Origin of the sequence: Rhizobium cerradonense (assembly GCF_030182455.1) — a bacterium.
Taxonomy (GTDB): domain Bacteria; phylum Pseudomonadota; class Alphaproteobacteria; order Rhizobiales; family Rhizobiaceae; genus Rhizobium.
This window is the reverse complement of the sequence record NZ_JAQJCK010000002.1, coordinates 479452-503001: the sequence shown is the minus strand read 5'-3', so window position 1 is coordinate 503001 and position 23550 is coordinate 479452. Positions and strand designations below refer to the sequence as shown.

The window sequence follows — 23550 nt, the reverse complement described above, 5'->3', positions numbered from 1 at the left end:
AAGTCGGCGCTCGGCAAGAGCGACGGCATGTCGGTCACGGAAGTGTGTGATCCTAGCACGAAAAGCGGTCCCTCGACCAAACTCCCCTTCCCTCTGCGCCCAACATTTTGCAAGGTGTCGAGTCGGAGGAAGAAAAGGGGACCTGAATGTATGAATACGCCATAGCGTGGGAATGGCTGGCCTTTGCTGCCCGCTGGTTCCACGTCATAACCGCCATTGCCTGGATCGGTTCGTCTTTCTACTTCATCGCGCTCGATCTCGGGCTGGTGAAGCGTCCGCATCTTCCGCCCGGCGCCTATGGCGAGGAATGGCAGGTGCATGGCGGCGGTTTCTACCATATCCAGAAGTATCTCGTGGCTCCCGCGCAGATGCCGGAGCATCTGACCTGGTTCAAATATGAGAGCTATTTCACCTGGCTCTCCGGTTTCCTGATGCTCTGCATCGTCTATTACGGCGGCGCCAATCTCTTCCTCATCGACAGGCACGTGCTCGACGTCAGCGTTCCCGTCGCGATCCTGATCTCGCTGGCTTCGCTGGCCGGCGGCTGGATCGTTTACGACCTGCTCTGCAAGTCGCCACTCGGCAATAATACCTGGGGGCTGATGGTCGTGCTCTATGCGGTCCTCGTCTTCATGGCCTGGGGCTATACGCATCTGTTCACCGGCCGCGCCGCCTTCCTCCATCTCGGCGCCTTCACGGCGACGATCATGTCGGCCAATGTCTTCATGATCATCATTCCCAACCAGAAAATCGTCGTTGCCGACCTGATCGCCGGACGCACGCCGGATCCGAAATACGGCCGCATCGCCAAGCAGCGCTCGCTGCACAACAACTACCTGACGCTGCCCGTCATCTTCTTCATGCTGTCGAACCACTATCCGCTGGCCTTCGGCACCGCTTATAATTGGATCATCGCCGCTCTGGTGTTTCTGATGGGCGTCACCATCCGCCACTGGTTCAACACGATCCATGCCCGCAAGGGCCGGCCGACCTGGACCTGGATCGTCACCGTTGTCCTCTTCATTGTCATCATATGGCTTTCGACGGTGCCGAAGATGCTCACCGGCGAGAAGGATGCCAACGTCGTCGCACCCGCATTCCAGCAATTCGCATCGGATGCGCACTTCCCGGCGGTGAAGCAGATGATCTCGACGCGCTGTTCGATGTGCCACGCCGCCGAGCCGGCTTTTGAAGGCATTGCCCGCGCACCGAAGGAAGTGATGCTGGAAAACGACGCGGAAATCGCTATGCATGCCCGCGAGATCTATATTCAGGCGGGCCGCAGCCACGCCATGCCGCCCGGCAACGTCACCGACGTGACGCCGGAGGAACGCAAGCTGCTGGTTGCCTGGTTCGAAAGCTCCGTCGGAGAAAAAGACCAATGACTACCCTTTTGCGCGGCCGCCTGCTCTCCTTCAAGCGCGCGCCGCAGAGCCTTGATGACACGGACAGCTACTCGTATGAAAGCGATGGCGGCCTGCTGATCGAAAATGGCATCATTGCCGACGTCGGCCCCTATACAGAGGTCAAGGCGAAAGCGCCGGCACATGTCACCGAAGTCGACCACCGCCCGCATCTGATCCTGCCGGGCTTCATCGATATGCACCTGCATTTCCCGCAGATGCAGGTGATCGCCTCCTATGCCGCAAATCTTCTGGAATGGCTGAACACCTATACCTTCCCCGAGGAATGCCGCTTTGTCGAAAGCGCGCATGCGGAGCGTATCGCCACGCATTTCTATGACGAGCTGATCCGCCATGGGACGACGACGGCGGTCGCCTATTGCTCCGTGCACAAGACCTCTGCCGATGCCTATTTTGCCGAAGCCATGCGACGCAACATGCGCATGGTCGGCGGCAAGGTGATGATGGACCGCAACGCCCCGCAAGGCCTGCTCGACACACCGCAGATGGGCTACGACGAGACCCGCCAGGTGATATCAGACTGGCATGGCAAAGGCCGCAATCATGTCGCCATCACGCCGCGCTTTGCCATCACCTCGACGCCTGAGCAGATGGAAGCGACGGCTGCACTCGCACGCGAGTTCCCGGATCTACATATCCAGACGCATCTCTCCGAGAACCACGACGAAATCAAGTTCACCTGCGAGCTCTATCCCGACGCGATCGACTACACGGACATCTACGCCCACTATGGGCTGCTCGGCCCCAAGAGCTTGTTCGGTCACGCGATCCACCTTTCGGAGCGCGAAGCCGACGCCATGAGCGAAGCCGGCGCTATCGCCGTCCACTGCCCGACCTCCAACCTCTTCCTCGGCTCCGGCCTCTTCCCGCTGAAAGCACTGGCGCGACGCGAAAAGCCCGTCCGCATCGGCGTCGCCACCGATATCGGCGGCGGCTCCAGCTATTCCATGCTGCGCACCATGGACGAGGCCTACAAGATCCAGCAGCTTCTCGGCGAACGGCTGAACCCGCTGGAAAGCTATTACTACATGACGCGCGGCAACGCCGAAGCGCTCTCCCTCGTCGACAAGATCGGCACGCTCGACACCAGCACCGAAGCCGACCTCATCGTCCTCAATGCCGCCGCTACGCCGGCCATGGCGCTGAAGATGGAAGTGACGAAGAGGCTTACCGAAGAGCTATTCCTGCTGCAGACCATGGGCGACGACCGCGCCGTCGTCGAAACCTATGTCGCCGGAAAGCCGATGAAATCGATCCTGCAATGAGGCAATCCGACCCCGCCGCACGATAACCTTCCAGAGGGCAGACAGCTATGACCGTGCCGCTTACCATCGCAGAACTGAAGAAGCTCGCTCAGCGGCGCGTCCCGAAAATGTTCTATCAATATGCCGATTCCGGTTCATGGACGGAGTCGACCTATCGGGCGAACGAGGCAGACTTCGCCAAAATCAAACTGCGTCAGCGCGTTCTTGTCGACATGGCGAACAGGTCGCTCGCAACAACCATGGTCGGCCAGAAAGCCTCCATGCCGGTGGCACTGGCACCGACAGGCCTCACCGGCATGCAGTACGCCGATGGCGAGATGCTGGCGGCACGCGCGGCGGAGGAATTCGGCATTCCCTTCACGCTCTCGACCATGAGCATCTGCTCGATCGAGGACATCGCTTCGGTGACGAAGCAGCCCTTCTGGTTCCAGCTCTACGTGATGAAGGACCGCGATTTCGTCCTGAACCTGATCCATCGCGCCAAGGTGGCGAAATGCTCGGCGCTGGTGCTGACCGCCGACCTGCAGATCCTCGGCCAGCGCCATAACGACATTCGTAACGGGCTTTCGGTACCGCCGAAAATGACGGCAAAGAACATCTGGCAGATGGCGATGCGACCGGGCTGGTGCATGGGCATGCTGAAGACCAAGCGCCATTTCTTCGGCAATATCATCGGTCATGCCAAGGATATTTCCGACATGACGACGCTGTCGCACTGGACCCATTCGCAGTTCGATCCCAAGCTCTCCTGGAGCGATGTCGCCTGGATCAAGGAGCAATGGGGCGGCCCGCTGATCATCAAGGGCATTCTCGACGTCGAGGACGCGAAGGCGGCCATCGACACCGGCGCCGACGCCATCATCGTCTCCAACCATGGCGGCCGGCAGCTCGACGGCGCCCACTCCTCCATCAGCATGCTGCCGCGGATCGTCGATGCCGTCGGCGACAAGATCGAGGTGCATATGGACGGCGGCATCCGCTCCGGCCAGGACGTGCTCAAGGCCATAGCACTCGGCGCCAAGGGCACCTTCATCGGCCGTTCCTTCCTATATGGCCTGGGCGCCATGGGTAAGGAGGGCGTGACGCTCGCGCTTGAGATCATCCGCAAGGAGCTGGATATTTCCATGGCGCTCTGCGGCAGGCGGGATGTTAAAGCGGTAGATCGGTCGATCCTGGCCGATCTCTAGAGCGTTTCATGTTTTGTTTGAAGCGTAGCCAGCGTTGACGAGATAATTGGTGCACTCGTCTGGACCGATTGTCTGGACGAGTGAGCCGAGATATCGCCAGGTGTCTTCGATGGTGCGCGTTTGCGCTTTTCGCATCCAATGCTTGATCTTGGCGAAGGCCTGCTCGATTGGATTGAGGTCAGGTGAATAGGGCGGCAGAAACCAGAGCCTTGCGCCGGCGGCCTTGATCAACTGGCGTATCTGCCCGGATTTGTGGCTGCCCAGATTGTCCATGATGACGATGTCGCCTGGCCGCAGCGTCGGGACGAGTTGTTGCTCGACATAGGCCTTGAAGCATTGGCCATTGATCGGACCGTCGAAGACGCAAGGGGCGGTGAGACCATCGGCCCGAAGCGCGCCGACGAAGGTCAAAGTGCGCCAATGACCATGCGGAGCAAAGCCACGCAGGCGCCTACCCTTAACACCCCAGCCGTAGAGCGGCGCCATATTGGTCTTAATCCAGGTTTCGTCGATGAACACGAGCCTTCGAGGATCAAGTCGTCTCTGCCATGACTGCCAGCGCTTGCGCCGACGGACGATGTCAGCGCGCGCCTGTTCAAGGGCAAACATCGTTTTTTTTGAAGCGCAGCCCCTCGCGGCGCAAGAAGCGCCAAACGGCGTCATGCGAGACGATGACCCCTCTCACCGCCAGTTCGGCCTTGAGACCGTGCAGGCTGATTTGCGGGCTCTGCGCAATCCGCTCGGCTATGAAAGCGCGATGCGGTTCCAAAAGGCGTTTGCGATGCCCGCCCATCTGACCGGGCGCGACGGAGCCGCTGCGGCGATACCGCTGCGACCACTTCACAACAGATGAAACCGAGACACCAAACCGCGCCGCCACCGAGCGGCAGCTCTCTCCCGCCGCAACAGCGCCCACGACCCGTTCACGCAGATCATTCGAAAGAGGTGCGACCATCAATGCTGACCTCCTCTCAGCCAGCATCTTGAATCACATTCGACATCAAAAGGGAATCTGCGATTCAAACAAAATCAGAAACGCTCTAGCGCAACCAGCCCGTCGCCAGGCCGCTCGCCCATTCCGCGCGGCCGTTCCGCGCCGCCAGCTTCGCCATCGCCATGTGATCATAGGCGACCTGCCGGAAGATCGGCAGCCAATGATCGCCTATCCTTTCCAGAATGACGTAGGAGGCGAAGGGGTGGCCGGCTTCTACCTTATGAAAATAGGGCAGATCGTCGTCATAGGCGGGGCAGCCGACGCTGCCGGGATTGACGATCAGGCGACCGTCGGAAAGCCTGACGACGCGCGGAATGTGGGTATGCCCGCACAGGATCAGCGGAAAATCGATGCCGGCGGCCAGGGCCTCGATTTCTTCGAGCGGCTTCAAATAGACGTGACCGTCCACCGAGACGGATTCCAGCCAGTAGACGTTATCGTCCACTGGGGTCGCGTGGCAAAGATACACCGCGTCTTGATAGACGGCGCTGAAGGGCAAGCCGCGCAGCCAATTGAGATGATGCTCGCTCAGTTCCGAATGCGCGGCCCGGTCAGACACATGCATAGCCTCCGGCGCCTGGTCGATTAGGTACCGGTCGTGATTGCCACGCACCGTCATCGCATTCAGTTCCAGCAGCATATCGGCCGTCTTACCAGCCGTCAGCGGCCCGCTGAAGCAATCGCCCAGGTTGACGATATCGGTAATGCCCTGCCCACGGATATCCTCAAGCACCGCTTCAAGCGCCAGGTGATTGCCGTGAATGTCCGCGATGGCAGCAAAACGCAAGTCTCAACTCCCGCGATAGGTAGAATAGCCGTAGGGCGAAATCAGCAACGGCACATGGTAATGCGCTGTCGTATCGGCGATACCGAAACGGATGGGCACGAGATCGAGGAAGGCCGGCTCCGGCAGCTTGGCGCCGCTTGCGCGAAGATAATCTCCGGCCCGGAATAGCAATTCATAGGTACCGGCGACAAAACCTTCGCCGATCAGGATGGGACCGCCATCCACGCGCCCGTCGGCATTGGTCGTAACGGTCTTCAGATGCGTGCGGGCATCGCCCTCGATCCTGAAGAGATCGATCACCAGGCCTTCGGCCGGCTTGCCGAGTGCGGTATCGAGCACATGGGTAGTCAGTCCGGTCATAGCGTCGGTGCTCCGATGATGAAGGGCGTGTCGAAGAAATATTCTTCCAGATTGTTTCCCGGCCCATCACGATCCACGATGAGGAAATCGCTCTGCTCGCCGAGCGCCATCAGGGGATAATGCCAGGCATTGATCCGATAGTTCACACCCTGGTCACCTCGCGCCAGAAAGACCTGCGGCCTGCCGGGCTTGCCGCCCTCATCCTGCGCGACGACGACAAGGAATGGTCGGCCGTTGAGCGGCATGAAACTCTGGCTGCCGAAAGGATGGCGCTCCATCATCTCGATCGTAAAGGGAAAGTCTCGCGGCTGGCCGCGAAAGAGATTGAGGATAACCCGCGCCCCGTCTCCAATGGCCTCGGCGCTGGACAGCGCATGGAAGCGCTCCGTCGTACCACCATTGATGTATCGCATCGTTGCCGGATCGGCCTCGATCACATCGCCGAACGGCACGAATGCAGCCTTCGTCAGTGGGTGAATTTCAAGATGCTGTGTCATCGATGATCATTCGCCTTCCGCTCGCCAGTGGCGAATGGAATCCAGTTGTGAGAGCGACTCCGGAAGTGATCTTTGCGCGATGTCCCACAGAGTCGCCAGCTCGATGTCGAAATAGCCCTCAGCAATTCTGTCTCTGAAGTCGCGCATTTCATGCCAAGGCAGCTCCGGATGGTCAACGACAAACTCCGGATACTCTTCCGCAATACGTGCCGCTGCCTCGCCGATCATCATGAGATTCATGCCGACGGCCCGCTGCTTCTCGATATCACCGAAAAAGACGTCTCTATCAGTCCCTTGAAGAAACCGCGCGATTTCAGACATAGCCCGCTGCATGCGATTAAGGTGAGAGATCAGCCGATCCAAGCTCATGTCGCGCGGCCCCTTCAGCCAGATACCAAAAGCGCTTGTCAGCTCTCCGGAAGCAAGGACTGCAGACGCAGCAAGGCAATCTTCTCCACCTGTGCCGTTGCAGTCGCGAACTCCGCATCCCTGTCATTGTCGATCCGCGTTTCGAAGGCGGCCAGGATATCCTCCTTGCGAAGTCCCTTGACCGCGATAATGAAGGGAAAGCCGAATTTCGTCACATAGGCGGCATTGAGTTCGGTGAACCGGGCATGCTCCCCAGGGCTCAGCCGATCGAGCCCGGCGCCGGCCTGTTCTTTGCGGCTGTCCTCGGTCAACTCTCCGGCAATCGCCAGCCGACCCGCCAGGTCCGGATGGGCCCGTAACACGCCAAGCCGCTCCTCCTCACCGGCGGCACGGAAGAATCGCACCAATGCGGCGTGGACACCACCTGAAGTCAGCGACTCCGCGATGGCACCGGCATCAAAGGCGCGCTCGGCAATGAAGGGAGAGTGCTCGAAGACACCGCCGAAACGGCTCACGAAGTCGTCACGCGATATCATCTCAAGGCGCGCCCGCGGGAAGGTGATGCTGCTGCCAATGATTGGCGATCTCGATGCGCTTGGGTATCCAGACCTTGTCGTGCTTCAGCACATATTCGATGAAGCGCCTGAGCGCCGCCGCGCGACCTGGCCTGCCAACCAGGCGGCAATGCAGGCCGACCGACATCATCTTCGGGCTGCCCTGCTTGCCCTCTTCATAGAGCGTATCGAAGGCATCCTTGAGGTAGGTAAAGAACTGGTCGCCGGAATTGAAGCCCTGCGGCGTGGCGAAGCGCATATCATTGGTTTCGAGCGTATAGGGTATGATCAGGAACGGCTTGCCCTGGATGCCATCGACCCAATAAGGCAGATCATCGGCATAGGAATCCGACGAATAGAGGAAGCCACCCTCTTCCATCACCAGTCGCAGCGTATTGTCTGAGGGCTTGCCCTGGTACATGCCGTAGGGCCGCTCGCCGGTCAGCTCGGTATGCAGGCGCACGGCTTCGAGGATGTGCTTGCGCTCCAGATCCTCCGAAAAATCCTTATATTCCAGCCAGCGATAGCCGTGACTCGCAATTTCCCAACCGGCCTCCTTCATGGCGGCAACCGCTTCCGGATTGCGCGCCATGGCGAGCGTCACGCCATAGACGGTGGCCTGAACCTTGAGTTCGGTGAACATGCGCCATAGCCGCCAGAAACCGGCGCGTGAGCCATATTCATAGATCGATTCCATGTTGAGACTACGCTGGTTCGGCCATGGCGCCGCACCAACGATTTCCGACAGCAAGTTCTCCGATGCAGGATCGCCATCGAGAATGCAGCTTTCCCCACCCTCTTCGTAATTGATCACAAACTGCACCGCGACGCGGGCATCGCCCGGCCATTTGGGATCGGGCGTATGGCGGCCATAGCCGACGAGATTGCGGGGATATGTATCGGACATCAAAGCACCTTCTCGAATATGCGAAGACGGTAGCATTCACGGCCGGAATGTCGAGACGGAAAGTGCGAAACGCACTTTCCTTTCACCTGTAAGCGGTTAGGCGATCTTTCGGGCGCTGACCTTGCCCATGGGATGCAGGGAGTGCACCCGGAATGGCCCGCCTGCGCCCTCTTCCATCATCAGCGCGATGTTCGACACCGGCACTGGCTCGGCAAGCACCGGCTCGAAGAAATCGCGCAATACGCGCTCCATCCGCGGCAGATCGGCGGGACTGACCGTGCCGGTCAACATCATCTGGAAGCGGAATTCGTCCATGACATGCGGATGGCCCCAGCGATGCAGATTGGCGAATTGCGCTGCCGACAGGCTGTCCGGATCGCTACGCTCGATCTCCGCTTCCGTCAGCGGCGCGCGATAGTGGTCGAAGGCCTGGACCAGCGACGCCGCAAGGAACTGCATTTGCTGGGAGGGCTCGGACGACACCAGGCCGAACGCGCTGCCGAGGCGCGCGACTTCCATCTTCGGAATCTCGAACGGCGTCACCGTACCGGAAAAGCGCATGAGATCGCGCAGCAGCGACGCCTCCGTCATGTCCTCGGCCAGGCGAAATGGCGCCTTCAGGATGCCGTTGAAACCGTAGCGGCGCGGCACGGCGGTGTGGAAGGCGACTTCATGAATGCCAAGCCCACGAATGGCGGGCGGATCGACCATCTCGCCGGAATAGACATTGCGGCCGAGCCAATTTGCGGCCACGAGCGTCAGCGGATCGCTCGCAGACGGCGTGAAGCAAATGGCGTAACGCATAAAATCTCCTCCAGAAGGCGAAAAGCCGGCTGACCCAACCGGCGGCCGATGCGCAAGGAGATAGGTGATTTGCGTGACAGATTGACGACCTGAACGGCCTTTATATTCACGTTTTATGGGATGCTACCGTAATGTGGTTCGAAAGGGTAAAACCTTCGGGCAGCTTGAAAGAACAGGAAATTTCCAGGGCCTCGCGGACCGCCGCTTCGGCAAGACGGTGCGCCAGGCCGAAGCTGACCTTGAAACCGCCGGTCAGCGCGACGAGCCGCGGATGATCCGGATGTGCTCCCACCATAGGATCCCGATCGATCGCCTTCGGCCGCAAGCCGGCCCAGCGTTCGATCACTTCGGCACCCGCAACCGCCGGCGCCATTGTCCGTGCAGCAGTTAGCAGATCGTCCAACTGACCATCCGTCGACATCGGATTGTCGAAGCGGTTCTCGCTCGTACTGCCGACCGCGACCAATCCGCCCTCATGCGGAACGATATAGAGCCCGTCGCGGAAAATCACCGGCAGGCCGGCCTCGACATCCGCTTTCAGCAAAGCAGCCTGTCCCTTGACCGGCTGGCCAAGGGGAGAATGACGTCCGGGCGTCAATCCGTCCAGCATCGGAAAGGAGCGATGCCCGGCAGAAAGGATGCAACGGCGGAAACGGATCGTGCCTTCTTGGGTCGCTGCGGTGCCGCGATCCGGATCGATGCTCTGGATTTCCAGACCTTCGGTAAGCCGAACATGTTTCGCCTTATCAAGAAAGCTGGCCAGAACCTTCAGGAAGGCTCGGGGCGCAACGCGGGCGGCAAGCGTGTCGAAAACAAATCCGCTTTCGCCGGCCGCCGGATCGATCCAGCCTTCCACCGGCGCGGCATGGAGCACATGCCAATGAAACCTTCGTTCGCCGTGATGCCAATGCGTTTCGGCATCCTGCGAGTGGCCCAGCGCGATCTTGCGCAGATGCGGCTTCGGCAACGGGATCAACCGGCCGGATCGACAGTATCCGGCGGAAAGCCCGGTTGCCGCTTCCAGTGCCGCAATCTCGTCCTCCAAAGATACGAGCGCATCGAACTGGAACTGCTTCTTCTCAGACCACTTGTCCGGCATATGCGGCATCAGCGCGCCGAGCAGGCCGCCGCTTGCCCCCTGCCCCAAACGGCCGGCATCGACGAGCAGCGTCTCGACGCCTTGCCGCTCCGCATGCACCGCCGCCCAAAGGCCCATGATGCCGCCGCCGACGATCAACAGTTCGGCGGATGATTGACCGGCAAGCCCCGGAGGATTATCGGCTCTTCCCATGACAGATCCAGTTTCCGATCAAACGCCCGAGGCGAAGACCAATGTGGCAAGCCAGGCGCTCGAATGGCGCGACGGCGATATGCCCTATTCGACCGCTTTTGGCGACCATTTTTATTGCCAGACCGACGGCCGACTGGAATGCGGCCATGTCTTCCTCGCCGGCAACGGCCTGCCTGCGCGCTGGGATGAGCAACGAAACTTCCTCATCGGCGAGCTTGGCTTCGGCACCGGCCTGAATTTCTGCGAGACCTGGCGGCAATGGCGCCAGCACCGCAAACCGGATTCTGAACTTCATTTCATGTCCTTCGAGCTCTATCCGATGAAGGCCGAGGAGATCGATCGCGCGTTGTCGCACTGGCCGGAAATCGATGCTGAGCGTCAGGCGCTGGTGGCTGCGTGGCCGAAAGAACCGCGCGGCATCGTTGCGCTCGCCCTCGACACCCAGACGCGCCTCAGCGTCGTCTGCGGGTCGGCGATCGACGGCGTGCGCCGAGCAGCAACTGGCTTCGACGCCTGGTATCTCGATGGCTTTGCCCCTTCCCGAAACGCCGATATGTGGTCGCCGGAACTGATGCAGCATCTCCACGACAAGACCGTCGCCGGCGGCACCTTCGCCACCTACGCCGCCGCCGGTTTCGTGCGTCGCAATCTGCAGGCAGCAGGCTTCTCGGTCGAGCGACGCAAGGGATTTGCGGGAAAACGCGAAATGCTCTGCGGAACCAAACAGGCTTAGTTGCTGGAACGCCCGATCTGGAGCGCAGCATCGCCGAGCCAGCGGCGGGCCTTGGCTTCCAGGAGTTCGGGGCTGATCGGCTTCGACATATAGTCGTCCATGCCCGCCTCCAGGCACATATCGCGGTCGACATCGAGCGCATGCGCGGTGACGCCGACGATCGGCACATGCCAGCCCTGCCCTGCCTCCGTTTCCAGTTGCCGGATCATGCGTGTCGCCTGATGGCCGTTCATGATCGGCATGGAGACATCCATCATGATCAGCGATGGCCGAAGCTTGCGCCAGGCCTCCACGGCCTCCTGGCCGTTCTGGACCACGAGGAAGCGCAGGCCGGTGACCTGCAGGATCTGCGTGAAGACAATCTGGTTGACCTCGTTGTCCTCAGCAACGAGAACATCGATGGCGCTAACCGGTTTCGCCGCCACTTCGCGTTCGACGGTATCGATCGCGGCAACTGCTTCGGCTTCGATCGACTGCGAAGCGACAGCCGTTTCATCGCTGCTCATCCGCTGCCGGCGCGCCGTGCGCACGACATCGATGATGGTGCTGCGCAGCACATTGGCGCGCACGGGCTTCATCAGATGCGCCTGACCGTTCAGCGCCGCGAATTCCTTGTCGCTGCCGGCGACATCCATGGAGGTCAGGAAGATCAGCGAAACGCCGTCGAAGCGCGAACCGGCGCGAATGGCACGCGCGACTTCATCGCCGTTCATGTCCGGCATGTGGTAGTCGAGGATCACGGCATCGACCTGCACGCCCATATCGAAAGCGGCATGGAGGATGGCTAGCCCCGTCTTGCCGTCTTCGGCAGCGTAGCCGTCAAAGCTCCATTGCTCCAACTGCTCGGTCAATATCCGCCTGTTGATCTCGTTGTCGTCGATGACCAGGATGCCGGCGCCCTTGACATTGACCGGCACCGGACGCGGTTCGCTGCGCGTGGCGGCCGGCGGCACGGGCAGATGCACGGTGAAGACCGAACCCTTGCCCCATTCGCTCTCGACTTCGAGATAGCCACCGAAGAGGTCGACGAGCCCCGCGGTAATGGCAAGGCCAAGACCCGTGCCTTCATGACGGCGCGTCGAGGAAGCGTCCACCTGCGAGAACTTCTCGAAAATGGAATCCAGCTTCTCCTCGGAAATACCGATGCCGGTGTCCTCGATGCGGAGCGTCAACATGATCTCGCCGTTGTCGATCGGCCGGCTCTCCACCTCGACCAACACGTGACCGCGCTCGGTGAATTTAACCGCATTGCCGACGAGATTGGTGACGATCTGGCGAAAGCGGCCTGCGTCTCCGAGCACCATGGCCGGCACATCAGGCGCCGTGCGCACCAGCAGCTCGATATCTTTTTCCGCCGCCGGCGACGACAGCAGCGTCGCGACATCCTCCACCGCCTCGGCGGGATCGAAGGCGGCCTTGCGCAGACGCATCTGCCCGGCATCGATCTTCGAGAAGTCCAGGATGTCGTTGATGATCGTCAACAGTGCATTGCCCGACTTGACGATGATGTCGATGAAGGTCTTCTGCCGGGCATCGAGATCGGTCTTAGCCAGGAGCTCCGCCATGCCGAGAACCCCGTTCATCGGCGTGCGGATTTCATGGCTCATATTGGCGAGGAATTCGGATTTGGCGCGATCGGCGGCTTCGCTGCGCGAAAGCAGCAGTTGCAGCTCGGCCTCGCGGTCTTTCATCTCGGTGACATCGGTCAGCACCACGGTCCAACGGCGGCTTTCGCTGATCGTGGCTTCGAGCTGCATCCAGCGATCGCCCGCAATCTGGAACACCGCGGAAACCGGCCTGTTCGCCGCCATGCTCCTGCCCCATCCACGCAGAACCGCCTTCGGATCGTCGCCGAAATCGCCCCGCGCGGCGCAATAGTTATACGCGATGGACCAATGCTTGCCGATCTCCAGATGATCGGCGGGAATGCGCAGCATGTCCGTCAATGCATCGTTTGCCAGCATGATGATGCCGTCTTCCACGATGAGCAGGCCCTGCGACATGGCATGCGTCGCGTCGGTCATCAGTTCGCCGAGACGCTCTAGGGCAAGGCGCGCCTCGGTGATCTCGCGGGCTTGCTGGCGCACGGAAGAGATATCCGCATAGGCAATCAGCGTGCGGCCGTTCGAAATGCGGCGAGCATCCATGATGACGGATTTGCCGTCGGCAAAATTCATCTCGGTCTGGAAATGCGGCCCGGCATTGCGGAAGGACTCCAGGCGCGCCTGATAGATATCGTCGATACTGCCAGCATCGGCATCATAGCGGCCGAGTTCGAAATGCTTGGCGACGAGATCGCGATAAGACAGGCCTTCGAAATGTTCGTTCTTCGGGAAATCCCAGATGTCGTAGAAGGCATCATTGGTATATTCCACGACGTAATTGCTGTCATGGATCATGACACCGATCGGCATCGAGCGCAGGATGTTCCCCAGATCCTGATGCAAGGCCTCGGCGCGCGCCTGTGCCTCGATCAGCTCAGTCTCGCGCAGCTTCAACACGGAAATATCGGTCATCGAGCCGACGGCATAGCGCCTGCCGTCGGCAGTGACGACCCGGTTGACGCGCGTCATGAGCGGGTGTGTCACACGCTCCCGATCAACCACCGTGCCTTCGAATTCGAATGCGTGGCCCTCGTTCAGCACCTGCTCGTTTTCCGCAAAGTACTCGTCGGCGCCGGTTTCGAACATCTCATGTTCGGTCTTGCCCAGTGCCTCGGCGCGGCTGAGCCCCGTGATGGCCCCATAAGCCTCGTTGGAATAAATCAGCCGATGGCTCGCATCGCGCGCGAAGACGGCGACCGGCAGGTCCTCGAGAATCGTGCGGTAAAGCCCGATCTCATCGACGTCACTCGCAATATGGCCGCTTTCGCGATCGGAAGACGAACGCGAAAGCACAGCAGGCGCATCGAGGAACATGCCGAAGACATAGAGGCGGTCTTCGGACGGCGAAAAACTTTCGATCTGCACGCGAGAACGCTCACGGCCTGTCGGGTCGAAGCATAGCGCCATCTCTTCCGAGCCAAAAACCAGCGCCCGCCGCTCCTTGTCTTCGCGATCAACTTCCTCGCCGCTGTCGAAGAGATCACGGCTGCGATTGCCGATGAAATCGGCGGTATCGCGCCGAAAAAACCGCGCATAGGCTTCATTGACGGCGACATAACGCAGATCGCTGTTCTTGACATAGGCCGGCTGATCCAGATCTGCGATCCGGCGGCAGGCCATCTCCAGCAGTTCACCGTCCGAGTTCAACAGGACCCCTCTTCCCAACGCTTACAATAGTTACTCAACAAACGCTTTATCACAAATCGCTTTAACAAGCCGTTAACCATATTTACCAATCCACTGAACGTCGCGTTCAGACCACTGACTATCCCAGAACAGTCATCGCCAGGTCGCAAACGACGGCGGCATCGGACGCCGAACTCTGCCAAGAATCCTATCAGCACAATGGTGGAGCGAGAGCATGAGCGACGATAGAAACCCGGCCTTGCACGAGACTGATACCATGCCGGTCGAGCGTCGCCGCCGGGCCGGAGGGCGCGGGGCCGAGCGCAGCCGCAAGCCAAGCGGCGCGAAATACCTCAATCTCGTCAACAATCTCGCCCGCACCGAGCTTCTGTCGCCCGAAGCGCTCGACGACATTCACGAGGCGTCGCTGACCGTTCTCGAAGAGATCGGCATGGACATCATTTTGCCGGAAGCGCGCGAGCGCATGAAAGCCGCCGGCGCCGACGTCACGCCCGGCACAGAGCGTGTCCGGTTCGACCGTGGCATGATCACGGAGCTGATCGCCTCCGTCCCCTCGACCTTCACCCTGCACGCCCGCAATCCGCTGCGAAACGTTCAGATCGGCGGGAAGAATCTCGTCTTCGCCCAGGTCGCCTCCGCACCTTTCGTCGCGGACCGCGAGGGTGGCAGACGGGCAGGCAATCAGGAGGATTTCCGTAAGCTGATCAAGCTCGCCCAATCCTACGACGTCATCCACATGACTGGCGGCTATCCGGTCGAGCCCATCGATATCCACGCTTCAGTCCGCCATCTCGACTGCCTCTCCGACATCGTCAAGCTCACCGATAAGGCGTTTCATTGCTACTCGCTCGGCAAGCAGCGCAATCTTGATGCTATCGAGATCGCCCGCATCGGCCGCGGCATCAGCATGGAGCAAATGGAGCGGGAGCCGTCGCTCTTTACCGTCATCAATTCCTCCTCTCCGCTGCGCCTCGATGGGCCGATGTTGCAGGGCATCATCGAGATGTCGTCGCGGGGTCAGGTGGTGATCGTGACGCCCTTCACGCTGGCGGGCGCCATGGCGCCGGTGACCATTGCCGGTGCGCTGGTGCAGCAGAATGCCGAGGCGCTCTGCGGCATCGCCTTCAGCCAGATGGTGCGCAAGGGCGCGCCGGTCATGTATGGCGGCTTCACCTCGAATGTCGACATGAAGACCGGGGCGCCGGCTTTCGGCACGCCCGAATATATGAAGGCCGTGATCGCCGGCGGCCAGCTCGCCCGCCGCTATGGCATCCCCTACCGCACCTCCAACACCAATGCCTCCAATACGCTGGACGCCCAGGCAGCCTATGAATCGGCGTTGTCGCTCTGGGCGCTGACCCAAGGTGGCGGCAATTTCGTGCTGCATGCGGCCGGCTGGAGCGAGGGCGGCCTCACTGCCTCCTTCGAGAAATTCATCCTCGATGTCGACATGCTGCAGATGGTCGCCGAATTCCTGACACCGCTGGATGTCAGTAGCGAAGCGCTGGCGCTTGATGCCGTGCGCGATGTCGGCCCCGGCGGCCACTATTTCGGCACGGCGCATACACTGGCGCGCTACGAAACCGCTTTCTATTCACCGATCCTCTCGGACTGGCGAAATTACGAGACCTGGACGGAGGCTGGCCGGCCGACGACCTACGATCACGCCAACCGCGCGTTCAAGGAAACGCTCGCCCACTACGAGCGCCCCCCACTCGATCCGGCCATCGAAGAGGAGCTTGACGCCTTCGTCGCCAAGCGTAAGGCGGAAGGTGGCGTACCCACCGATTTCTAGTTGAAAATCAAAGGTTTTCACCCATTCATCATGAACAAAATTTAATATCGCAGCCCTCTTTTTAGCCGCGACTTCGCCCCCTTTTCTACGCACCTTCAAATTCGGCTTCGGCACGGAGGCCTCTAGTTTTTGGGAAAGGGATGTCAATGCCTGAGCTTCGCACTTTAACGACGGCCGGTTTGATCGCGCTGACGCTTGGCAGCGCCGCCGCCGTAACCACAACGACCGCCGGCGCCTCCGAACGCGGCGCCTTTTTCGGCGGTCTTGCCGCCGGTGTCGTCGGCGGCGCCCTAGCTGCCGAGGCGGTGCGACCGGCCTACCCGGTCTATCCGGCTTATTATCCTGCCTATCGAAGCTATTATGCTCCGGCCTATGTACGCGCCTATCCCGACTGCTACTGGGCATGGCGTCACGACGGTTGGGGCAGGCCCTACCGCGTCGAGGTTTGCCGCTGACCTATGAAGATCGAGCGCGGATGCCGCCGGATTTCCGGTGGCACTTTCGCCTGCCTTCCGAAAAGCTTTTAGCCTCACCTCTTGACTTCGGCGGCGAATAAGACCAAATGCGCGTCAGCTTTCACCTTCCGGCCGCCGCGTGAGCGTGCCCTGCGGGACTAGACGTACGCAAGAGAAGGACAAAAGCGCTTTTGAAATGAGACCGCACCCAAGGCGGTCGAACGCGCTGGAAAGCTTTTTCCAACTTACAAGTTCCCACTTCACGCGGGGTTCTTGACGCCAGAGACAGACCGGACCGCATGGTGCGACCCGGCCTTTTCTGCTTTGGCGCCCCGAAAGGTATTGAATTGACCGATTTTCACTCGCTTGGTCTTTCCAAGCAGATCGTCGATACGCTGTCGCAGAACAACTTCGCGACTCCGACGCCCATTCAGGCACAGGCTATCCCGCTTGTTCTCCAGGGCCGCGATCTCATCGGCCTCGCCCAGACCGGCACCGGCAAAACGGCCGCCTTCGGCCTGCCGATCATCGAAATGCTGCTGAAGGACGCCAAGCGTCCCGACAACCGCACCGTCCGCACGCTGATCCTCGCCCCCACCCGCGAACTGGTGAACCAGATCGCCGACAATCTTAAGCTGTTCGTCCGCAAGACGCCGCTGCGGATCAATGTCGTGGTCGGTGGCGCCTCCATCAACAAGCAGCAGCTTCAACTCGAGCGCGGCACCGACATTCTCGTCGCCACCCCTGGCCGCCTGCTCGACCTCATCAACCGCCGCGCCCTGTCGCTCGGCCATGTCAGCTATCTCGTCCTCGACGAGGCCGACCAGATGCTCGACCTCGGCTTCATCCACGACCTGCGCAAGATCGCCAAGCTCGTCCCGGCCAAGCGCCAGACCCTGTTGTTCTCGGCGACCATGCCGAAGGCGATTGCCGATCTCGCTTCCGACTATCTGACCAATCCGCTGAAGGTCGAAGTCTCGCCTCCGGGCAAAGCGGCCGACAAGGTGGAACAGTATGTCCACTTCGTCGCCGGTCAGAACCACAAGACCGAAATCTTGAAGGAAACGCTGAACGCCAACCCGGATGGCCGCTCGATCGTCTTCCTGCGCACCAAGCACGGTGCCGAAAAGCTGACGAAGCATCTCGACCATGTCGGCTATGCCGCCGCCTCCATTCACGGCAACAAGAGCCAGGGTCAGCGCGAGCGCGCGCTCAAGGGCTTCCGAGATGGTGAAGTTCGCGTGCTCGTCGCAACCGACGTTGCCGCTCGCGGCATCGATATCCCTGGTGTTTCGCATGTCTACAATTACGACCTGCCGGAAGTGCCGGATGCCTATGTTCACCGCATCGGCCGCACAGCGCGCGCCGGCCGTGACGGCATCGCCATCGCTTTCTGCTCACCGGACGAGATTCGCCTGCTGCGCGACATCGAGCGCCTGATGGGCATCGAAATCGCCGTTGCCAGCGGCGAAGCCCCTGCCGACCGCGCCCGTCCGGCTCGCGGCAACAACAACCGTGGTGGTCGTGGCAACCAGGGCCGCGGCGGCGCAGGCCAGGGACGTCCGGAAGGCCGTTCGGGTCGCCCGGGCGGACGTCCGCAGCGTGACGGTGAGAGCGGCGAGGCCCGCGCCCGCACAGGCGAACGCCAGGAGCGCCGGCCGCGCGACGATCGTCCGCAGCGCGAGAACCATCGCAATGCCGACTTCCGCGGCCAGCGCCGCGATGAGCGCACGCCGCGCCCGGAAGCGGACAATGATCTTGTTTCGACGTCCGATTTCCGTCCGGCCAAGAAGCCGCATCATAACGGCCCGGCAAACGCCAACGCCGCCCACGAAGCCGGCGCCCATCGCAACCAGCGCCACGCCCATGGTCGGCCCTCAGGCCGTCACAATGAGGAGCGCGGCCAAGGCCACGCTCACGGCGAACACCGCGAAGGCGGCAACGGCGGCATGAAGCGCCGCGGGCCGCGCAACGGCAACGGCCAGCGCCGCGAACGCGCTTGATGAATGAACAGAGGGGGCTGAATGGCCAAGCCCCCTCTCGAAATCTCCAACTAAAGTAGATACTGATATCGGACCGCTTGCAGCACAGACACTGCAAGCGGTTTTTCTCGCCGGAAATATCGATCAAGCACCCTGCGTAGTCAGTTGCCGCGGAATGCTCGTTTTGCGACGTCTTAAAACTTGGTCGCCAAATCATCGCTAGCTCCGCCTGAAGCTCAGGACGTGTGTGATGTTGGCTCCGCGCTCGTGATTTGATCCAGATTTGCGATCAACCGGGTAAGTAAGGCGACAAGTTGCACCGCTTCTCCTTCTGTAAACCCATCCAATGCGTCGCAATTTCCTTTGAACAGGGTTTCAATCGCGGCCGGCATACGGGCCTGCGCAGCCTTCGTGAGAACGATGCGGCTACTTCGTCCGTCTTCCGGGTCGGGTGTTCGCTGGATCAAACCATCTCGCTCCATGCGAGCGAGCATCTGGGCCATCGGCGGCTGCTCGATCTTGGCAAAGCGGGCTAGATCGCGTTGCGTGCTTGCTTTCCCATTCTGCAACGCGACCAGCACTGGCAAATGACCGACGCCGAACCCAAGCGGCTTCAGACGTGCCTCGCTTAGACGCGCGAACCCTCGCGCAGCAAGACTGATGAGATGTCCTGGCGTAGAAAGCACGTCGTTTTCCATCTCTCGCTTATCCCCTGTCTATGGTTGACCGCAAACTACATATGTACGTATATATATCGACGAGCGAGCTGGCAAGTTCGGCTCGAACCGCCCCACTCTCCCCTTAAACCACTGTGAGGAAACGATATGTCGGACACTCATACGCAACTTATCAAGCGCATCTACGACCGCTTCAACGCGAGAGATATCGACGCTGTACTCACCGAGCTTGCCGATGATGTTGTTTGGGCAAACGGTATGGATGGAGGCCACGTCCATGGACGTGAGGCTGTGCGCGATTATTGGACACGGCAATGGGCGGTCGTCAGTCCACATGTCGAGCCGATGGCAATTCAGACAACCGATGACGGTGTGGTCGCTGTCGAGGTGATTCAGTCCGTGTTCGATCTCGACGGCCGGCCGCTGACGGGGCAGACCCATGGGCTGAAGGACAAGACAGTGATGCACATCTTTCGCATGGAGAGTGGTAAGATCGTGCGCTTTGATATTAAGGACACCCCATAGGCATCTCGTGGGACCATGCCATCAAAGCAGGCGGAATCCCGCCTGCCCTATTCCGGCACTACGTCAGCGGTGCGCCGATTGGTCAAATAAACGCCAATCACCACTATCACCGTGCCGATGATGATCGGCAAAGTCAGCGGTTCGCCGAAGGCGATCGCCGCCTCGATGGCGACGGCGGGCGGCATCAGATAGATCAGCGAAGCGGCGCGCGACACTTGCCCGCGACGGATGAGGTAGAGCAGCAGACCGACGGCACCCATCGACAGGCCGAAAACAGACCAAGCAAGAGCAAGGAACGCCTCGTGCGTGCCGTCGAAATGCAAATTTTCGAACGTCAGCGCCAAAGGCGCGGCAACGATGAGTGCACCGACATATTGCAGCGTCGCGATGGTCCTAAGGTCGCCGGTCTGCAGATGCCGCTTTTGATAAAGCGTCCCATACGTCACGGAGACCATCGCGAGCAGATTGACGCCGAGCGGGATAGCCGAATTCCAGAGATTGGCGGTATCCGATGATAGAAGCTTCGGCGAGATGGCGATCGCGATGCCCGCGAAACCAAGCAGCAAGCCAAGCCGCTGCGCCGGCTGCAGGCGCTCCCCGACCAGATAGGGCGCAGCCATCGCCGTCATGAGCGGCTGCAGGGCAGCGATAATGCCCGAAATCCCCGCAGGCACGCCACTGGCGATCGCCCACCAAAGACCGCCGAGATAAAACCCATGTAGAAAGATGCCGGAATAAATGGCGCGGAAGACGCTCGACCAATCACGCGGCCACTTCGCGCCCGTAAAAGCGCAAAACAAAACGAAGGCGAGCGCCGAGAGGCTGTACCGGATCATAAGAAAAGTGAATGGACCCGAGTGCATCGCCGCATATTTCGCAACGATCCAGCCTGTGGACCAAAGAAAGACGAAGATCGCCGGCGCGAATGTGTCGAGGGACATGGAGGCTCAGACTGAAATTGATGTTGCAGACTCGAATCGGGCCCGAACTGAAACCGGATCGTCGCTATACAAGGTAGCCGCTGATAGCCGAAGACAGTCAAGGCGTCAAAATCGAACCGCTGAAACCAATCATCAATTTTTCTTCACATCCGCTTCTCTACTCTTGCTTGAGGGATTTCACGCCGCTCTCTGCACCGACGACAAAATAAGCACGTGCTTAGATTTTGATCGCAGCGCCGCGGCCGTAAACTTTCATTTACGGGCGCGTTGACCCGAAACGCCCGGAATCCCGGCGTTTCCGCCGGTTTCGAAATTCGTACATGCAAATGCGCATACTTCTTGCATTGTCAAAACTGTTGTATTCAAATGGGAAAAAACACGGGGACCGCGCCTTTGGCATTTGATGAAATGATTACTGCGGATGAAAGTCCGCGCACGCCTTACGAAAAATATTTCGAGTGGTACTCCGGCCAGGACAGAGGCCATCTAATTGCCAAATCCCGCGATGCGGAAAACATCTTCCGAAAAACGGGTATCACCTTCGCAGTCTACGGGCACGCGGACTCCGCCGAAAAACTCATCCCCTTCGACATCATCCCCCGCATCATTTCCGGCCGAGAATGGCGCAAGCTCGCCCAGGGCATTGAACAGCGCGTCATCGCGCTCAACGCTTTCCTCGACGATATCTACCACAAGCAAGAGATCATCCGCGCCGGACGCATCCCGCGCGAATTGATCGAGAAGAACGACGCCTTCCTGCCGGAGATGATCGGCTTCCGTCCGCCGGGCGGTGTTTATACCCACATCGTCGGCACCGACATCGTGCGGACGGCCGAAGACCAGTTCTACGTGCTGGAAGACAATGCCCGCACCCCCTCCGGCGTCAGCTACATGCTGGAAAACCGGGAAACTATGATGCAGATGTTCCCGGAGCTGTTTCACCAGAACAAGGTGCAGCGCGTCGAGGACTATCCGCTGCTGCTGCGCCAGAGCCTCGCCTCACTCGCCCCTCGCGGCTGCAACGGCAAGCCGCGCGTCGCCGTTCTGACCCCCGGCATCTATAATTCCGCCTATTACGAGCATTCCTTCCTGGCCGACATGATGGGCGTGGAGCTGGTCGAAGGCTCGGATCTGCGTGTCATCGACGGCAAGGTGAAAATGCGCACCACGCGCGGCTATGAGGCGATCGACGTTCTCTATCGCCGCGTGGACGACGACTTCCTCGACCCCCTCACCTTCCGCGCGGATTCGGCCCTCGGCATTCCCGGCATCATGGATGTCTATCGCGCCGGCCATATCACCATCGCCAATGCGCCCGGCACCGGCATCTCCGACGACAAGGCGATCTATTCCTACATGCCGGAGATCGTCGAATTCTACACCGGTCGCAAGCCGATCCTCGAAAACGTGCCGACCTGGCGCTGTTCGGAGCCCGACAGCCTGAAATACGTGCTGGAGAACCTCGCCGACCTCGTCGTCAAGGAAGTGCATGGTTCGGGCGGCTACGGCATGCTCGTCGGCCCGACCGCCTCGAAGAAAGAGCGGACGGAGTTTGCCGAGAAGCTGAAGGCCAAGCCGAACAATTATATCGCCCAGCCGACCCTCTCGCTGTCGACCGTGCCGATCCTGGTCAACAAAGGCATCGCGCCGCGCCACGTCGACCTGCGCCCCTATGTCCTCGTTTCCGACAAGGTACAGATCATCCCCGGCGGGCTCACCCGCGTGGCGCTGAAAGAAGGCTCGCTGGTGGTCAATTCCAGCCAGGGCGGCGGCACCAAAGATACCTGGGTTCTGGAGGACTGAGACGGACATGCTTGGAAGAACCGCGAATGGCCTCTACTGGATGTTCCGTTACATCGAGCGTGCCGAAAACATAGCCCGTCTGGTCGATGCCGGCCAACGCATGTCGCTGACCCGCAGCGGTGCGGCGGAAGAAGATTGGGATGGCGTCCTGCAGAGCGCAGGCGTGCGCGAAGCCTATAACGAGGTGCATGGCAAGCTGACTGGCGCCGACGCGATCGACTATCTGATACGCGACCGCTCCAATCCGTCGAGTGTAATGTCCTGCATCGATTATGGCCGCAACAATGCCCGCATGGTCCGCACGGCGCTGACCCGGGACACCTGGGAAGCAACCAATGAATGCTGGATCGAGCTGAAGACATTGCTCGGCAAGCGCCTGAAGACCGCCGAAGTGCCGGAGATGATCGAGGTCATCAAGCGCCGGGCCGGATTGATCCGTGGCGCGTTCCACGGTTCGATGCTGCGCAACGAGCTCTACAATTTCGCCCGCATCGGCACTTTCATCGAGCGCGCCGACAACACGGCGCGCATTCTCGACGTGAAATATTACGTGCTGTTGCCATCGATCTCGCATGTCGGCTCGTCGCTCGACAACGCGCAATGGGAATCGATCCTGCGTTCGGTCTCCGCCCATCGCGCCTATAAATGGGCCTACGATCCGGAGTACAAGCCGGCCAATATTGCCGACTTCCTGATCCTCAATGGCCAGATGCCGCGGTCGCTCGCCTATTGCTACGAAAAGATCGTCAGCAATATCAGCTATCTCGGTGCTGAGCACGAAGAGCGGCTGCCGGCACATGATACAGCCGATACCATCCGCAAGATGCTGCAGACGCTTAGCATCAAGAACATCATGGATCAGGGACTGCATGAATTCCTGGAGGATTTCGTTTCGCGCAACAACAAGCTCAGCGCGGAAATCTCCGACGGCTACCGGTTCTATCAGTAA

The 23550-nt window shown here is 60.3% G+C and carries 22 protein-coding genes; 10 read left to right on the top strand and 12 right to left on the bottom strand.

Annotation, left to right across the window (positions count from 1 at the left end; all coding sequences use genetic code 11):
* Positions 1 to 146 precede the first annotated feature (146 nt).
* The 3 genes from PH547_RS06600 to PH547_RS06590 are packed head-to-tail and all read left to right on the top strand — an operon-like array spanning position 147 to position 3876.
* Positions 147 to 1385, top strand: coding sequence for a urate hydroxylase PuuD (locus PH547_RS06600; RefSeq protein ID WP_283046779.1), 1239 nt, complete (start codon positions 147 to 149; stop codon positions 1383 to 1385).
* Complete coding sequence (gene guaD / locus PH547_RS06595) at positions 1382 to 2689, top strand: guanine deaminase (protein WP_285167831.1); 1308 nt, start codon at positions 1382 to 1384, stop codon at positions 2687 to 2689. The genes PH547_RS06600 and guaD overlap by 4 nt, the downstream gene beginning before the upstream one ends.
* Before the next feature lie 47 nt (positions 2690 to 2736).
* Entirely contained in the window at positions 2737 to 3876 is a 1140-nt protein-coding gene (locus tag PH547_RS06590) for an alpha-hydroxy acid oxidase (protein WP_285167830.1), read from the top strand.
* 6 nt (positions 3877 to 3882) lie between these two features.
* Here the strand turns inward: PH547_RS06590 and PH547_RS06585 are convergent.
* The 9 genes from PH547_RS06585 to PH547_RS06545 all read right to left on the bottom strand — a co-directional run bounded on the left by PH547_RS06585 (position 3883) and on the right by PH547_RS06545 (position 10439).
* A protein-coding gene (locus tag PH547_RS06585) for an IS630 family transposase (protein ID WP_285167829.1) occupies positions 3883 to 4831 on the bottom strand; the annotation gives its coding sequence in 2 pieces (ribosomal slippage) (positions 3883 to 4494 and positions 4496 to 4831; 948 coding nt in all).
* Positions 4832 to 4916: 85 nt separating this feature from the next.
* Positions 4917 to 5657 (bottom strand): metallophosphoesterase family protein, encoded by a 741-nt coding sequence (locus PH547_RS06580; RefSeq protein WP_285167828.1) that lies wholly within the window; start codon positions 5655 to 5657, stop codon positions 4917 to 4919.
* Positions 5658 to 5660: 3 nt separating this feature from the next.
* Complete coding sequence (gene uraH, locus PH547_RS06575; RefSeq protein ID WP_285167825.1) at positions 5661 to 6017, bottom strand: hydroxyisourate hydrolase; 357 nt, start codon at positions 6015 to 6017, stop codon at positions 5661 to 5663.
* Positions 6014 to 6514, bottom strand: a complete 501-nt coding sequence (locus PH547_RS06570) for an ureidoglycolate lyase (protein WP_285167824.1) — start codon at positions 6512 to 6514, stop codon at positions 6014 to 6016. The genes uraH and PH547_RS06570 overlap by 4 nt, the downstream gene beginning before the upstream one ends.
* Positions 6515 to 6520: 6 nt before the next feature.
* Positions 6521 to 6883, bottom strand: a complete 363-nt coding sequence (locus PH547_RS06565) for a HepT-like ribonuclease domain-containing protein (protein ID WP_285167823.1) — start codon at positions 6881 to 6883, stop codon at positions 6521 to 6523.
* 38 nt (positions 6884 to 6921) lie between these two features.
* Positions 6922 to 7419: a 2-oxo-4-hydroxy-4-carboxy-5-ureidoimidazoline decarboxylase gene (uraD, locus tag PH547_RS06560; protein ID WP_285167822.1), complete on the bottom strand. Its 498-nt coding sequence runs from the start codon at positions 7417 to 7419 to the stop codon at positions 6922 to 6924.
* Between the two features lies 1 nt (position 7420).
* Complete coding sequence (puuE, locus tag PH547_RS06555; RefSeq protein WP_285167821.1) at positions 7421 to 8347, bottom strand: allantoinase PuuE; 927 nt, start codon at positions 8345 to 8347, stop codon at positions 7421 to 7423.
* 93 nt (positions 8348 to 8440) lie between these two features.
* Positions 8441 to 9148 carry a DUF1045 domain-containing protein gene (locus PH547_RS06550; RefSeq protein WP_285167820.1) on the bottom strand — a complete coding sequence of 236 codons (708 nt, stop codon included), beginning with the start codon at positions 9146 to 9148 and terminating at the stop codon, positions 8441 to 8443.
* A gap of 106 nt (positions 9149 to 9254) precedes the next feature.
* A complete protein-coding gene (locus tag PH547_RS06545) occupies positions 9255 to 10439 on the bottom strand; it encodes an NAD(P)/FAD-dependent oxidoreductase (RefSeq protein ID WP_285167819.1) in 1185 nt (394 codons plus the stop codon).
* Here PH547_RS06545 and mnmC2 point away from each other — a divergent pair.
* Positions 10438 to 11172 (top strand): tRNA (5-methylaminomethyl-2-thiouridine)(34)-methyltransferase MnmC2, encoded by a 735-nt coding sequence (mnmC2, locus tag PH547_RS06540; protein ID WP_285167818.1) that lies wholly within the window; start codon positions 10438 to 10440, stop codon positions 11170 to 11172. The two genes, PH547_RS06545 and mnmC2, sit on opposite strands and share 2 nt — an antisense overlap.
* Here the strand turns inward: mnmC2 and PH547_RS06535 are convergent.
* Entirely contained in the window at positions 11169 to 14423 is a 3255-nt protein-coding gene (locus PH547_RS06535; protein ID WP_285167816.1) for a response regulator, read from the bottom strand. The genes mnmC2 and PH547_RS06535 overlap by 4 nt on opposite strands.
* Positions 14424 to 14637: 214 nt before the next feature.
* Between PH547_RS06535 and PH547_RS06530 the strand changes: the two genes are divergently transcribed.
* The 3 genes from PH547_RS06530 (at position 14638) to PH547_RS06520 (ending at position 18676) form a co-directional block, all read left to right on the top strand.
* Positions 14638 to 16218 (top strand): trimethylamine methyltransferase family protein, encoded by a 1581-nt coding sequence (locus PH547_RS06530; RefSeq protein ID WP_104823846.1) that lies wholly within the window; start codon positions 14638 to 14640, stop codon positions 16216 to 16218.
* A gap of 146 nt (positions 16219 to 16364) precedes the next feature.
* Entirely contained in the window at positions 16365 to 16673 is a 309-nt protein-coding gene (locus PH547_RS06525; RefSeq protein ID WP_104823847.1) for a hypothetical protein, read from the top strand.
* Between the two features lie 299 nt (positions 16674 to 16972).
* Positions 16973 to 18676, top strand: coding sequence for a DEAD/DEAH box helicase (locus tag PH547_RS06520; RefSeq protein ID WP_199773479.1), 1704 nt, complete (start codon positions 16973 to 16975; stop codon positions 18674 to 18676).
* A gap of 215 nt (positions 18677 to 18891) precedes the next feature.
* Here the strand turns inward: PH547_RS06520 and PH547_RS06515 are convergent, their stop codons facing one another.
* Positions 18892 to 19353: a MarR family winged helix-turn-helix transcriptional regulator gene (locus PH547_RS06515; RefSeq protein ID WP_104823848.1), complete on the bottom strand. Its 462-nt coding sequence runs from the start codon at positions 19351 to 19353 to the stop codon at positions 18892 to 18894.
* A gap of 126 nt (positions 19354 to 19479) precedes the next feature.
* Between PH547_RS06515 and PH547_RS06510 the strand changes: the two genes are divergently transcribed.
* Positions 19480 to 19857 carry a nuclear transport factor 2 family protein gene (locus PH547_RS06510; RefSeq protein WP_104823849.1) on the top strand — a complete coding sequence of 126 codons (378 nt, stop codon included), beginning with the start codon at positions 19480 to 19482 and terminating at the stop codon, positions 19855 to 19857.
* Positions 19858 to 19904: 47 nt separating this feature from the next.
* Here PH547_RS06510 and PH547_RS06505 read toward each other — a convergent pair whose 3' ends face one another.
* Positions 19905 to 20798, bottom strand: a complete 894-nt coding sequence (locus PH547_RS06505) for a DMT family transporter (RefSeq protein ID WP_104823850.1) — start codon at positions 20796 to 20798, stop codon at positions 19905 to 19907.
* Between the two features lie 393 nt (positions 20799 to 21191).
* Between PH547_RS06505 and PH547_RS06500 the strand changes: the two genes are divergently transcribed.
* Both PH547_RS06500 and PH547_RS06495 read left to right on the top strand, forming a co-directional pair.
* Positions 21192 to 22601 carry a circularly permuted type 2 ATP-grasp protein gene (locus PH547_RS06500; protein WP_104823851.1) on the top strand — a complete coding sequence of 470 codons (1410 nt, stop codon included), beginning with the start codon at positions 21192 to 21194 and terminating at the stop codon, positions 22599 to 22601.
* Positions 22602 to 22608: 7 nt separating this feature from the next.
* Positions 22609 to 23550 carry an alpha-E domain-containing protein gene (locus PH547_RS06495; RefSeq protein WP_285167812.1) on the top strand — a complete coding sequence of 314 codons (942 nt, stop codon included), beginning with the start codon at positions 22609 to 22611 and terminating at the stop codon, positions 23548 to 23550.